Origin of the sequence: Flavobacterium sp. NPDC079362 (assembly GCF_050267765.1) — a bacterium.
Taxonomy (GTDB): Bacteria; Bacteroidota; Bacteroidia; order Flavobacteriales; family Flavobacteriaceae; genus Flavobacterium; species Flavobacterium azizsancarii.
The window spans coordinates 19,770-33,954 of record NZ_JBNNFM010000044.1; the positions used below are offsets into that span (position 1 = coordinate 19,770).

Sequence of the window (14,185 nt, forward strand, 5' to 3'; positions counted from 1 at the left end):
AAATATAAAAACAGAAAAATAGATGAATTAGTTGTTTTTCTTCAAAACAATGTAACGCCTGTCATTAAAGTATAATTCGTTAAATTAGAATATGACCCCACTGCCATATTCTAATTTTTTTTCTTCACCATAATAAAATATAGCTTAATCTATAACTATTTCATCTTATAGATTTCTGAACCTGCCAGTAAAAAGCAGCCTAATCCATAATCTTCAAAGTCAGGAATTTTATCATACGATAAAGGCTGACCATCTTTCGGTTCTTTTCCTGTGGATTGCAAATAACCTAAAAAACCATTTGTATGCAGACTCTCCGTAGTCATTGCATTCCACGCCTTTTGAATTACAGGTAAATACGTTTCTTTTTTCAAAATTCCACTGTTTATTCCATAGGCCATTCCGTAAACAAATAAAGCCGTTCCTGAAGTTTCTTTCTCTCCGTAATTTGTAGGATCATGTAGACTCACATTCCAAAAACCATCGGCTCTTTGAATGGGAAGCAAAGCTGCTGCCATCGCTTTTAAATCTTTTATATATTGCGCCCTGTGTGGCGCATTCTCCGGAATTATAGTAAGCACTTTTGCCAGTGCAGCAATTACCCAGCCATTGCCCCGGCTCCAGTAGCAATCTTCTCCATTTGGTTCTTTGTACGGGGGATCAAAATCAGCATCACGCCACCAAAGGCCATCTTTAGGATTAAAAAGTCCGTGATCTCCATGTTTATTTCTCGAGTACATATACATCTGATACATTTTCTCGAAATAGCGATTGTCTTTTTCCAGAACGCCCAATTTTGCAAAAACAGGCATACCCATTTGTATGGCATCAATCCAGGACCAATCATCGAGCTGAGACGTACTTAAAAGCATATTGATATTCGCTTTTGTGTTTTTTAACTTTTTAGGGTCCGGTTCTAAATTGTATAAATCGATATAGGTTTGGGCCGCGCAATAATTGTCGGCATTCCGGGTCGTGTTGCCGCCATTAAAACCCCATTTATGAAATTCTGACCATCCATATGCATAATTATAATAAGCTTCTTTAGGAAAAATTTCGTGTAATGACATGAGTCCTTCATAATAAACACCACGAGTCCAGATATTGCTCGGACGCTCTTTATTTGTGATGATTGTTTTACCTGTCTCAGGCCATTTTTGCATAAAATAATCATTGGCAAGCACCATTTGTTTCAGGACCAATTTTTTGTCAAAAGTCTCTTGTGCATTTGTTATGTTAGTATACGAAAGGCATATAGCGAAAAATAAAAGTAATTTACTCATTTTAATACTCGTTATTTAATAATTAGTTTTGTTCTTTTAATGGCGTAATGGTAACAGGACCTAACAATCCCGAAGGAGTAGGATTCCATTTTGTGGCATCAAATTTTTTATAATCTTTATCAACCATATTTATTTCGTAGAAAATTTTCCATTCCTGACCTTTTCGTTCCATATCCCTGATCCTGTTAGCAGAAAGATTAGTCACCTGAACTTTTAAAGTGTTTTTTCCTGTTTTCAATTTTTTAAGATTCAATTGATAAGGAACAGACCAGGCAGTACCAATATATTGGTCATTTATCCAGACTTTTGCACTCTCACGAACATCTCCCAGATTCAGGTTCCAAAAGGCTGCTTTGTGATTTGGATTCTCAAAATCTAAAGTATAAGTAGCTGTTCCCGAAAAAGCTTCTGCCTCAGGACTCAATTTTGTCCAGGATTCTAAATAGGATACCGTAGTGCTTGCCGGTAATTGTGGTCCGCCTTTGTCAAAAGTTATTTTCCAGTTTCCTTTTAAAGTAATTGCATTGCCGGTTGACTCGTAATAAATCCATTTTTTTTGAGATATTGTATTTTCTGTTTTTAGAAAATAAGATTGCCCCGGTTCAATTTTGAGTTTAACCTCTGTAGTATTAGCTTTTTTATTGACAATAGCATTCCCGTATGCCCTGGTCAACGGATCGAAAATAACAACTTCTTTATTGCCAATCTGAAGTGGAATAAAAGTATCGATTGTTTTTGGAGTATGGTTCACTAGGTAATAAATCTTCTCACCATCGATCGTTCTTCTGATATATTTTAGCCCCGTATCAACAAGTGCTTCGGGATATATCTGAGCATTTTCTAAGGTTTTAAAGAGATCTGAAGTTGGTTTTAACTGTTCTTTATTTGCTGACAAGAGATTCTGTAGCTGTTCTTCTTGTTTTTTATAATCATTAAATCCCGGAACCGATTCCGGCAAACCCTTAAAAACAATCGAAGCACCTGCTTTTTTGAGTTCGATTAGCTTTTGCAAAGTTCCAAGTGGCATCTTTTTGCAGGAAGGAACAATGAGCGATTTAAAACTTCCTCCGGGTAAAATGATTTTTCCGTCTATGACTTTGGCCTCCGATATAAAATTGTCAGATATAAAATCAACACCATATCCTTTTTTGATTAAACTTTTAGTAGTATCGTAAAAGGAAGTCTCGTACAACCACTCAGATAAAGAATGTATTTTGAACTGAAAGAATAAATCTCCTTTATGATATTTATCCCAGGTATCAAAAATGGGCCAGTAAAGCAAGATTTCATTATCAGATTTTCCTTGTTGCAATAACGACTGACAGTTGGCTATGTATGAAAAAAGAGCAGGGGCATCTTCCCAAATACTATTATTTGCATTAAAATTTACAGAAGCATAAAATTGCCATCCCGGCCATGCCGCGCGCGTTGGCGAGTAAGTAGAACCATGCAGAAAAACATGATTTACACCATTGAGCATCAAATCTTCGACTTCTGGTTTACATTGCGATAAAGCGGTTTTAAAATGTTCCCTAAGCCAGGTAAAAGTCTCCGATGAAACCAGATTTTTTCCCGCGATATGAGCGGCAGAGGATGAGAATTTGAGCATTACAGGATCAGCATCGCCTTCTCGAATATCTTGTTTCTCTCGTCTGAAACCCGGAATATCAAATGGCATTGAACCAAAAGTTTCACACTCCGGAATATCTGCAGAGGCATATAAATCAATTAGATTTCCAGGAGAGCCATGCGCCTGAAGTTTAGTCTTAAAGTTTTTAGAATGAGCCCAGGCAGTCCATGACTCATCAAATTTATTCAATAATAAATCCCCAATAGTTTGCCTGTAATCACTTCTTATGCGGTTGCCAATCTCATTGTCTGTTTCATTGAGTAAAACAGGCAATTGCTTTTTTAAATCATAGCCCCTTAATGTTTTAAATTCTTCAAAAAAATTAGGCGTAAAATCAGTTCCGTATACTTCAAAACTATCATTAAAAATAGCACGAATTTTTCCTTCACGTCCTTTAAAAACGGTATTGAACGGAACCACATAAGCATTGAAAGCTTCCTTTGAATAATGATCTAAAGTATATCCTTTTCCTCCCGGAGCAGCTCTTTTTACCTGTTGTCCGGTTTTACCGCTAAATACGGCGTATATTGTGTAATCTGTTTTAGTAGCTTTCCAGTTCAGTTTATCGGGTTCTGACAGATTGGGTAAGGCAACAGGAGTACCTTCAAGTCCTTTATCTTTCGAATTAGTTTTGTTCTTTTTTAGCTGATCTGTTAGGTCAATATATTTGCCATCGCTTCCGTACGCTACAACATACAAAAGCTGCGCCGGTATTTTTTCTTTACTGCTGTCAATTGTAATGTTTTTATTGAAAGTTTCATTTTTCTTAAGTACATATTTTTGTACAATTAATTTGGTTGCTGCATAAGGCAAAGTCACCTGAGAACCTCCGTATGGCCATCCTGTTCCTAAAACCATATCGACCTGCATGTGAAGACTGTCCGCAACATGAATTGTATAATCCAGCATTTCCATCCATTTTGGAGACAGATAATCTATAAAATTATTCTCTTCGCCTTTTACGCCATATATGGGCGTTATTTCCACACCGCCAATTCCCGCCTTATCAAAATCGATCAGGCTTTTCTTCAGGTTAGGTTTGTCAACCGCGCTTCCCATCCACCACCAACGAGTCCAGGGCTTATTGATGCTTTCCAATTCCGGCCATGGAGAAACGGTTTGCTGCGCAAAAGAACTAAACACACAGCAAAACAATAATGTAATAAAGAGGTTTAATCTGGTTGGTTTCATTATTTATTCAAAGGTTTAGTTAATATAATTGTACAGATAAAAAAAACGGAAACATTGTTAGTTTTTATTTGTTGCAACAAAGTAAAAGTAGCTGTAGTGTATCAAAATGCTATCCTGTAGCGTCCTGTTTTTATTAATTATATTCAAAAATTAATTATTTATAAAATACGGGTATTCCTTTGTGAATTCTTATTTATTGTTTTAAATAAATAAGAAATACTGAAAAATATTTTAATAAAATTTTGGATATGATATTTTTATATTTCGCAATTAATTAAAGATTGTAAATCAGGCAGTTGAACTGTTTTCGTGTTAAAATAAACATAAAAATAAATATAATCTGCTGAAATATAACAGGATACTACAGGATACTGCGGGAACTACTTCTGGATAAATTTGGAATAACTATTAAACTAACCAAATTTTAACTTTTATGAAAAACAAGCTGAATCTTTTGCTGATTATGGCCTTCTTTGCATTACTACATGCATCGGGTTATGCGCAAGAAAAAACAGTTACAGGAACAGTAACTGATCCGTCTAAACTCTCAATACCGGGAGTCAATATCATTGTTAAAGGAACAAATCGAGGAACGAGTACTGATTTTGACGGAAAATTTAGTATCAAGGCTTCTGAGGGAGAAACTTTAATTTTTTCTTTCATAGGATTTATTAAAAAAGAAGTAAAAATAGGTGCCACAAACACTTATAGTATTTCTTTAGATGCAGAGAGTTCAAACCTGAATGAAGTCGTTGTAATTGGGTACGGAACTCAAAAGAAAAAACTAACGACAGGAGCTATTTCAGGAATTAAAACAGAAAATTTTACAGAAAGACCAATCTCAAGAATTGACCAGGGATTAATTGGGCAGGTTGCCGGTGTTCGTGTAAAACAAACTTCAGGTTTGCCGGGCCAGCCCTTTAGTATCGAAATAAGGGGAGCAGGATCTATTACTGCCGGAAATGAGCCTTTATACGTAGTAGATGGATTCCCTATTTATACAGAAGGTTCAAACAGTAATGGCGGATTCTCCAGCGGTAGTCCACTTGATAATATGAACCCAAATGATGTAGAATCTATAGAAGTCTTAAAAGATGCGGCGGCAGCGTCTATCTACGGATCCAGAGCATCAAACGGAGTAGTTTTAATTACAACAAAAAAAGGAAAAAAGGGAAAACCAAAATTTACTTTTAATACTTATGGTGGTGTAAACAAGGAAGCCAACAGAGTCGATATGTTATCTTCTCAAGGGTGGATCGACAGGGCTAAAACCATGATTGATTCACAATGGGTAGGTTCAGGGATAGCAGGCGCTTCGGCAAGCCAGAATACTCAAGAGCGAATTGCGGCTTATAATGCAAAAAATCCAACAGCGCCACTTAACACGGCCAATAGCAGGTATTATACGTATTTGTACGATGACAGATGGGATATTCCGGGACATCCGGGCTTGGATTATATCGACTGGCAGGATAAAGTTTTCCGTACAGGAGAATTCAATAATTATCAATTATCAGCTTCAGGAGCTACAGATGTTGTCAATTACTATGTTTCTGCCAATTATCAGAAAAATACAGGATACATTATTGGGACTGATTATACCCTGTTTTCTGCCAGAGCAAATGTTGATGTAAAATTATCAGAAAGCTTTAAAATGGGAATCAATATTGCGCCATCTTATTCTATAAAGAATGATCCGGGAGTAGAAGGAAAAGACAATACACTCTTTAAAGCACTTACCGCTACACCAGTTTTTGAAAGCGCCTCTAACGCGGCAGGAGAAAAATATACCACCAGATATATGTGGGGAAGCAGTACAACCAATATGCTCAATGCACTGGCAAAAACGGGAAAAAACTCGATGTACAGAACTTTGATTTCTACTTATGCCACTTATGGGTTTGCTAAAGGATTTACCTGGAAGAGTACACTAAACTTTGATAACTCAGATAATACAACCGAAAGTTATACCCCAAATGATGTTCAGGCGAGTATCAGAGGAGGGTATAATACCTATAGAAGACAAAATTTAGTAAATGAAAACACTTTAAATTACGATAAATCAATAGGAAACCATAATATTAATTTGCTTTTAGGACAATCCTTTAGTTCCTATGAAATTATGAGGTCAACGTTGTCTTCCGGAGCACTTTATAACAGCTCGACTGTTGAAACGTTGCCAACAGGATCATTAGGATCTACAAATGCTGAAAAAAGTACACTACTTTCTTATTTTGCAAGATTGCAATACAACTACAAAGAAAAATACATAGTATCTGCAAGTGTTAGACGTGATGGTTCTTCAAAATTTGGATCAGACAGACAATGGGGAGTTTTTCCTTCTCTTTCCCTGGGATGGAGAATAAAGCAAGAAGAGTTTATGCAAAATGTAGACTGGCTTAGCGATTTAAAACTTAGGGCCAGTACAGGTATTAACGGAAGTAACAATATTGGTAGTTATGCTTCTTTTGCAACCCTGGCAACTTACAATTATTCGATTGGTGGTGCAGCAGCAATAGGGCAGGGAGCAGGATCAATACCAAATCCTTCCTTGCACTGGGAAGAATCACGAAGTGTTGATTTAGGATTGGATTTTGGCCTGATTAAAAACAGACTCTCAGGAACATTTGAGGTATACAGAAAAACGAACAGCGAATTACTTTTAAGAGTGCCTATTGTGGGGGCTACCGGATTTACAAGTTATCTGACCAATGTAGGTGAGGTACAAAACCAAGGGTGGGAATTTGAATTGAGCTCTTTAAATGTAAAGACTCCAAGTTTTGAATGGAGAACATCAGCCAATATCAGCCACAACGAAAATAAAGTTTTGGCCTTGGGTCCGGATCAATCTAAAATTGAAATTAGTAATGCTTACGACGGAGGAGTTCCTTTTATAAAATTAGAAGTTGGAAAACCAATGTACACCATCTTCGGACTCAAACAAAACGGTGTAGTTACCCAGGCTGATATTGATACAGGAGGAACCACAATTGGAGGTAATAAATTGGTTTTAGGAGATCCAAGATACATTGACCAGAATGGCGATAAAAAAATCAATTCAGATGACCGTGTAGATTTAGGAAATCCAACGCCTAAATATACCTGGGGAATCACCAATACTTTCAAGTATAAAGATATTGATCTGAATATTTTGGTTCAGGGACAAAACGGAGGAACAGTTTACGGATTAACAGGACGTGCTATTGACAGAACCGGAATGGGATCTGTAGAGAATTCGCTAAATGTAGATCCTTCAGTAAGAGGAAACTGGAGAACTTCTTTTGGCTATCAGGCCAATTCAGATTGGTTGTATAAATCAGATTACGTGAGTATAAGAAACATTACAATTGGATATAACCTAAAGCAAGCAATTAAAGGATTGAGCAGGATTGATAATATGAGATTGTATGTAACAGGAGAAAACTGGTTCTACTGGAACAAGTATAAAGTTGGTTTTAATCCGGAAGCCGTCAATACATCGGCAAGTTCAAACAGTGATTTTTCTGTGCCGGTAGATTATGGAGGAGCGCCTTTGGCAAAATCTTTAGTAATAGGACTTAACATTAATTTTAATTAAAATAAAATGAAAAAATATATTTATTTAGCTGCAAGTGCTTTGGTATTCTTTGCCTTTACATCCTGCAATGATGAATTAAATCAATTACCGTTATCTCAGGGAACAATTGAGAATTTTTATGCTACTCCCGGTGATTTTGTTCAGGCCAGAAATGCCACTTATTCAGTAGCTTTTCACGGAATGGGAACTTACGGTTATGCCAACAGAGTTTTGAATTTAAGCGAAGTAAGATCTGATAATTTGCTGGCAACCACACTAGCTTCAAGAGATTGGGAAGGTATTAATAGTTTTTACACTTCTATAAGTTCTAATGCTTATGTAAAAGAAGCCTACATAAGTAATTATAATGCGATCAACAAAGCCAATCAGTTATTGGAGAAAATAACCGAAAAAGGAGATCAGATTTTTACAAATCCAGCTGATAAAGCTGCCATGACTGCCGAAGCTCGTTTTTTAAGAGCGTTTTGTTATTTTGATCTCATTAGATGGTTTGGGAAAGTTCCTTTGATGGAAAGAACAATGACAGCAACAGAAGCAGCTAAGATAAAAAGAACCCCGGTTGCAGATGTTTATAAACTAATCATCTCAGATCTTGAACTGGCCATTCCTGATTTACTTCCGGCGTATGATGCAGCCAATTTTGGAAGAGTTACAAAATATGGAGCAAAATCATTATTGGGTCTTGTATACATGACACGTTCCAGCCCAACCAACGGAATTGACGGTGCTACACTTGGTTTAAACGAATGGGATAAAGCCTACCAACAATTAAGCGATATTAAAAACAGCGGATTATATAAGGTTGGCGAAGATTACGAGGCTATTTTTAAAGTAGAAGGAAATGCTAATCTGGAAAACGTATTAACGATTCCGTATACACAAAGTCTTCCCCTTGCAGTTGGAGGGAATTTTATGGTAGAGTTGGGTTACGAGCCTTATTTTGCATCAGTAAATTTATCAGCACAAGGAGCTTTAGAGTCCAAGCAAATTTCGGCTGGTTTTTTAAATTTGTTCGCAGCCACTGATAAAAGAAAAATATTTGGTATCGCAACGAGTTATACAGTCGAAACAGGTACATATAAAGGGAGTTATACACTTCCTGTTTTCAAAAAGTACATTGATCCTGCAAGATACGGAAACGGGCGTGAAGACTGGGGTGTAGATTTCATGGTAACGCGTTATACAGATGTTTTAATGTTAATGGCCGAATGTACACTTCACGGCGGAGGCGGATCCCAGGCTGATGTTGATGCAATTGTAAATCAGGTAAGAACAAGAGCGGGTGTTCCGGCAGATGCTGCAAACATTACTCTGGATCAACTCTTTACAGAAAGAAGAAAAGAATTCTTCTCAGAAGGAACCAGATGGTTTGATCTGATCAGATCCGGTAAAGCAGTGGCAATTATGAACGCCTGGAAAGCGGCAGAAGATACTGAAGGGAAAATCAGAACAATTGAAAATAATTCATTGTTATATCCAATTCCGTTGTCTGAAATCTTAGCAGTTCCAGGACTTTACGATCAGAATCCAGGTTACGATTAATTGATATTACTCAAGTTTTTTTTTGAAAGAAGCTGTCTTTTAAAGGCAGCTTCTTTTCATTAACAAGATTAGATCAAACAGGGAAGCACAGGATGCTTTTTATGTTTAATTATTTAAATTTAAAGTTTTAGTATTTAAAAATATAGCAATGATTTATTTAAAAAGATTTCTTTTATTTTTATTTGTTCTAAGTGCAATTTCATCACTATCAGCACAAGTAAAACTTCCGGCTTTGGTAGGGGATAATATGGTTTTACAGCAAAAAGCCAAAGTAAATTTATGGGGATGGGCATCTACAAACGAGAAAATATCGATTCGTTTAGGATGGAATAATCTTCCGATAGAAACGATTGCTGATGCTGATGGAAATTGGAAAATTGCAGTAGACACTCCTGCAGGCAGCGAAAAACCATATGATATCACAATCAATGCAGCTAACACCATTGTGCTAAAAAATGTTTTAATTGGCGAAGTATGGCTTTGTTCGGGTCAGTCCAATATGTTTTTTCCTGTTGGAAGAGAAGATAAAACCTGGAAAACCGGAGTTAAAAACTATCAGGAAGAAATTAAAAACGCAACATATCCGTCTATAAGATTATTTACCGTTGCACTGAATGCCTCGCCAACACCACTTGATGACCTTAAAGGAAGCTGGAAAGAATGTTCGCCAGAAAGTATCACAACATTCTCTGCCGTAGCCTATTTCTTTGGCAGAGATCTATATCAAAAATTAAAAGTACCAATAGGCTTAATTTCAACTTCATGGGGAGGTACAAAAGCCGAAGCATGGACGGCTCAAAGTGTTTTAGAAAAAGAAGTTGCCTTTTTGCCCATTCTTCAGGAAGATGCAAAAAACGAAAAAGTATATCAGGAAAAGCTCGAAACATATTATTTGAATTTAATAAATGAACGAATTGCAAGTGCTGAAAATGCGCCAAAGGATCAATTCAAAAAACCTAAAAAAGAACCCAACAAAACCTCTTATGTTTTGTACAATGCCATGCTTCACCCCATAGTAAATTATACTATAAAAGGAGCGATCTGGTATCAGGGCGAAAGCAATTCTGGAAAAGCGTATTTATACAGAACTTTATTTCCTGCCATGGTAAAAAGCTGGAGAGCAGAATGGAATCAAGGAGATTTTCCGTTTTATTATGTTCAGATTACGCCTCATAAAGGACAGAATGCAGAAATACGGGAAGCGCAATTAATATCCTTAAAAATAATCCCAAATAGCGCAATGGTTGTTACAACAGATGTTGGAGACGCAAACAATATTCACCCAATAGACAAACAGACCGTGGGATACAGACTCTCTTTAATTGCGCGTGCTAAAACCTATGGAGAAAATAATCTGGTGTATTCAGGACCGATTTTTAATCGTATGAAAATTAAAAAACAAAAGGCACAATTGTTTTTTGATTACGCCGAGTCTGGTCTGAAGAAAAAGGAAGAAACTCTAAAAGAATTTGAAGTAGCAGGAAACGACCAGGTTTTTTATCCGGCTGACGCGAAAATAGAAGGAAAAACGATAGTAGTTTCTTCCTCAAAAGTAAAAGAACCTGTTGCGGTTCGTTTCGCCTGGAAAGCAATTCCCGAGCCTAATTTATTTAATAACGAAAACTTGCCTGCTTCGCCTTTTAGAACAGATAATTGGGAAATAAAAACAGAGAAAAAGTAAGTTGCGATTATTTTAATGGGCATTTATATTTTCTCGGTGTTTAAAAATCGTAATAAGTTCACTAAATTATAATTGAATAAAACCAAAATGAATAGAAGACAATTTATCATCGGAAATTCCCTGGCTGTAGTTGGTTTGTGCCTTCCATTTTCAGTAGAAGCCGGAAATTTTATGAATAATCCAAAGCTGTCTGATTTCCAGAAACGACTTCGACCAGTCGGACGCGCTTTAGAATTTGAAGATTATTACGTTTGGTGCAACAGCCCCATAGAAGGGCCTGATGGTAAGATTCATGTGTTTTTTTCAAGATGGCCAAAGGCAAAAGGTATGAGCGGTTGGATCAACAGTTCAGAGATTGCTCATGCTGTTGCCAATACTCCTGAAGGACCTTACGAATATGTAGGTACAGTTTTAGTACCCAGAGGTGAGGGTTTTTGGGACGCAACGACTTGCCATAATCCCAGTATTCATTTCGTAGAGGGAAAATATGCCCTTTTTTTTATGGGAAATTCTAACGGAAAAATGAATACGAAACGTATCGGCTTAGCGACCGCCGATTCTCTTTACGGACCTTGGAAAAGACCAGATCAACCTTTGTTATTGCCTGGGAAAGAAGGTTGCTGGGATGATCTTTTAACAACAAATCCGTCTTTTTTGAAACATCCAAACGGTGAATACTGGCTGTATTATAAATCATTGGACACAGAAAATTACGAACATCCAAAATTTCCTGTAAAAGGCAATAGAAAATATGGATTGGCAATATCGAAATCACTTCATGGACCTTATGAAAAATACGAATACAATCCGGTAATTGATTTTTCGAAACTTGGAGATAATAAACAATGTGAGGATGCTTTTGTATGGTACGAAAATAAGAAATTCAAAATGCTAGCAAGAGATATGGGCGTTTTTGGTATCGATTACGGTTTGTATATGGATTCTGATGACGGAAAAAATTGGAGCGATCCTCAAATTGCCTATCAGCCCATAAATAAATACATCGATCAACCCGAAGCACCAAAACATTTAAATAGATATGGTAGATTAGAGCGTCCGCAATTATTGTTTCAAAACGGAAAAGCAACTTATATGTTTAGCGCTTCACAAGGTGGGAAATATGAAACTGCTTCAGGGTTTATTTTTAAAATAATATAAAAAATGTAAATTATTCAGAAGTAGTGATTCCGTAAAAAGAGTTTTTTTTCTTCATCAGGATGATAAGATTACGCAAACCTTTGGCGAAGCTTTAAACTTTAACAAAGGTAAATAACCAACAATATGATAAAAAAAGATAACATACACTAAAACAAATCACAATGAAAAATATTTTTAAAATTTTACTCTGCTTCATTGCTTTCACGCAAGTATCATTCTCACAGAATTATGCAAATGATAAATTTCCTGATGGAACCGCAATTACAAATTGGTTTAAGGATTACTCTAAAATTCAATTAAAAGATTTAGGTAAAAAATACACCATTACAGATTTTGGAGTAGGGAAGGACAGTACTAAAATTCAAACCATTGCCATTCAGAAAGTAATTGATAAAGCTGCTGCAAACGGCGGAGGAGTTATTGTGATTCCCAAAGGCGTTTACCTTAGCGGTGCTTTGTTTTTTAAACCAAAAACTACTTTGCATGTATCTGAAGGCGCCGTATTAAAAGGTTCTGATAATATTGCTGATTTTCCAATTATGCCATCCAGAATGGAAGGTCAGAATCTGGATTATTTTCCGGCTTTGGTCAACGCTTACGGAGTTGATAATTTTTCGATTTCAGGAAAAGGAACCATTAACGGAAACGGGAAAAAATATTGGGAAGCCTTTTGGGAACGTCGTAAAGAAAATCCAAAATGTACCAATCTCGAAGTATCAAGACCAAGATTAATTTTTGTCTGGAATTCGAATAATGTACAGCTTCAGGATGTAAAGCTGATTAATTCAGGTTTCTGGACCAATCATTTTTATAAATGTAACAATGTAAAACTGCTCGATCTTTATATCTTTTCGCCACATATTGGTGTAAAAGCACCAAGTACAGACGCAATAGATATTGATATTTGTACCAATTTTTTAGTAAAAGGATGTTTTATGTCTGTAAATGATGATGCAATTGCATTAAAAGGAGGAAAAGGACCTTATGCAGATCAGGATAAAAATAATGGACCCAATTCTAATATTATTATAGAAGATTGTACTTTCGGATTTTGTCATTCAGCCTTAACAAACGGAAGCGAGTCGATTCATAACAGGAATGTGATTATGCGTAATTGCAAAATTGATGGCGCTTCAAGATTGTTATGGCTAAAAATGAGACCGGATACGCCACAGCGATATGAGTATATCAGAGTAGAAGATATAAAAGGAGAAGCAAAAACATGTCTTGCTGTTTTTGCCTGGAAACAATTTTTTGATTTAAAAGGCCGTCCGGATGTTCCATTATCTTACGCAGATCATATTACCTTAAAAAATATCGACCTTAAATGTGATACTTTTTATGGTGTAGAGAATGATCCAAATGTTCGTTTATCAAACTTTACATTTGAAAATTTAAAAATTGAATCTGTTAAAACAGATATTGATAAAAGCATAATAAACGGTGTCAATTTTAAAAATGTTTACGTAAATCAGCAGTTAGTAGAGTGATTTTTACCCATATTCTCAATTTAATTCTGCCTTTTTAGCGTTCAAAAGTTAAAAGTTCAGACCTTTTTTTATGATTTAGAGAAAAAAATAAACTTTTTTTCAGTCGCCCTTTAGAGCTTGCTAAAGCATATTGTTTTGTAATTTTGTTAATAAGTAATTGATTAGTAAGGCATTGGTTCTTCTGGGCGAAAGAGAAAAAAGTGGAGTAAATTTAATGTTAAATTAAAGTCTGAAAAACACTGATAATTTTAACGTGAAATATGTTGTATCTATCATACAAACTTTTATTTTTGCTCCTTAATTTAATACTTATAAGCATGAAAGATCTATTAGAAAAAATCCACGCCGAAATTGAAACATTTAAAGCAGAAGCTGAATCTTTGACAGAAAAAGGTGTTAAAGCTGCTGGAGCAAGAGCTCGTAAATCTACTTTAGAAATTGAAAAACTTTTAAAAGAGTTTAGAAAAGTTTCTATCGAAGAATCAAAAAAATAATATTTTTTATTCAAAATAAAACCTCGTTTAATTTATTTTAAACGAGGTTTTTTTGTTGTGTGCCCAGCATGGGCGATAACTCTAGGGTGTAAGTCCCGAACACGCCTTTACAGTGGGAAGTGTTAGCTGAATGCAAGGGTGT

Annotated in this window: 8 protein-coding genes; 6 read left to right on the top strand and 2 right to left on the bottom strand. The window is 36.0% G+C overall.

The window, feature by feature from the left end; all coding sequences use genetic code 11:
• Nucleotides 1-155: 155 nt before the first annotated feature.
• Both ACQKCJ_RS22465 and ACQKCJ_RS22470 read right to left on the bottom strand, forming a co-directional pair.
• Nucleotides 156-1,280 (bottom strand): glycoside hydrolase family 88/105 protein, encoded by a 1,125-nt coding sequence (locus ACQKCJ_RS22465; protein ID WP_427402971.1) that lies wholly within the window; start codon nt 1,278-1,280, stop codon nt 156-158.
• 22 nt (nt 1,281-1,302) lie between these two features.
• A complete protein-coding gene (locus ACQKCJ_RS22470) occupies nt 1,303-4,101 on the bottom strand; it encodes a glycosyl hydrolase (RefSeq protein WP_427402972.1) in 2,799 nt (932 codons plus the stop codon).
• Nucleotides 4,102-4,534: 433 nt separating this feature from the next.
• Here ACQKCJ_RS22470 and ACQKCJ_RS22475 point away from each other — a divergent pair, with 433 nt between their 5' ends.
• The 6 genes from ACQKCJ_RS22475 to ACQKCJ_RS22500 all read left to right on the top strand — a co-directional run bounded on the left by ACQKCJ_RS22475 (nt 4,535) and on the right by ACQKCJ_RS22500 (nt 14,043).
• Nucleotides 4,535-7,678: a SusC/RagA family TonB-linked outer membrane protein gene (locus ACQKCJ_RS22475; protein ID WP_427402973.1), complete on the top strand. Its 3,144-nt coding sequence runs from the start codon at nt 4,535-4,537 to the stop codon at nt 7,676-7,678.
• A gap of 6 nt (nt 7,679-7,684) precedes the next feature.
• A complete protein-coding gene (locus tag ACQKCJ_RS22480) occupies nt 7,685-9,220 on the top strand; it encodes a RagB/SusD family nutrient uptake outer membrane protein (protein ID WP_427402974.1) in 1,536 nt (511 codons plus the stop codon).
• 148 nt (nt 9,221-9,368) lie between these two features.
• Nucleotides 9,369-10,901, top strand: coding sequence for a sialate O-acetylesterase (locus ACQKCJ_RS22485; RefSeq protein ID WP_427402975.1), 1,533 nt, complete (start codon nt 9,369-9,371; stop codon nt 10,899-10,901).
• Between the two features lie 87 nt (nt 10,902-10,988).
• Complete coding sequence (locus ACQKCJ_RS22490) at nt 10,989-12,059, top strand: glycoside hydrolase family protein (RefSeq protein WP_427402976.1); 1,071 nt, start codon at nt 10,989-10,991, stop codon at nt 12,057-12,059.
• A 161-nt stretch (nt 12,060-12,220) separates the two neighbouring features.
• Nucleotides 12,221-13,549 carry a rhamnogalacturonidase gene (locus ACQKCJ_RS22495; RefSeq protein WP_427402977.1) on the top strand — a complete coding sequence of 443 codons (1,329 nt, stop codon included), beginning with the start codon at nt 12,221-12,223 and terminating at the stop codon, nt 13,547-13,549.
• Between the two features lie 317 nt (nt 13,550-13,866).
• Entirely contained in the window at nt 13,867-14,043 is a 177-nt protein-coding gene (locus tag ACQKCJ_RS22500) for a histone H1 (RefSeq protein ID WP_271335049.1), read from the top strand.
• Nucleotides 14,044-14,185 lie beyond the last annotated feature (142 nt).